Origin of the sequence: Undibacterium sp. Ji83W (genome assembly GCF_049340385.1) — a bacterium.
Taxonomy (GTDB): domain Bacteria; phylum Pseudomonadota; class Gammaproteobacteria; order Burkholderiales; family Burkholderiaceae_D; genus Undibacterium.
Window position 1 is genome coordinate 1 of record NZ_JBMPOZ010000069.1, and the last position, 431, is coordinate 431.

The window sequence follows — 431 nt, forward strand, 5'->3', positions numbered from 1 at the left end:
GAGCGTATGCTTCGAATTTATTTCCTGCAGCAATGGTTCAATCTGTCTGACCCGGCTGTGGAAGAAGCCTTGTACGAATCAATCTCCATGCGCAGTTTTGTCGGCATAGACTTGGGCAGCGAGCCTGTTCCTGATGAAACAACGGTGTGCAAATTTCGGCATCTACTGGAACGGCACGCACTTGGCAAACGTATCTTTGAGGAGGTGGGCCGTCATTTGCAAGAACGCGGGATGAAGGTGTCGGGTGGCACCATCGTTGATGCCACTATCATTGCCGCCCCGTCTTCGACCAAGAACAAAGATGGAGAACGCGATCCGGAAATGCGTCAGACCAAAAAAGGTAATCAATGGCACTTCGGTATGAAGGGACACATTGGCGTGGACAGCAAGACCAAATTGATACACAGCGTTGTCGCAACGGGTGCCAATGT

Annotated in this window: 1 protein-coding gene; it reads left to right on the plus strand. The window is 51.0% G+C overall.

Annotation, left to right across the window (positions count from 1 at the left end; translation table 11 throughout):
- Window positions 1–431 (plus strand): IS5 family transposase (locus ACO0LD_RS31775; RefSeq protein WP_423013536.1); only part of this gene is annotated, 431 nt, incomplete at both ends.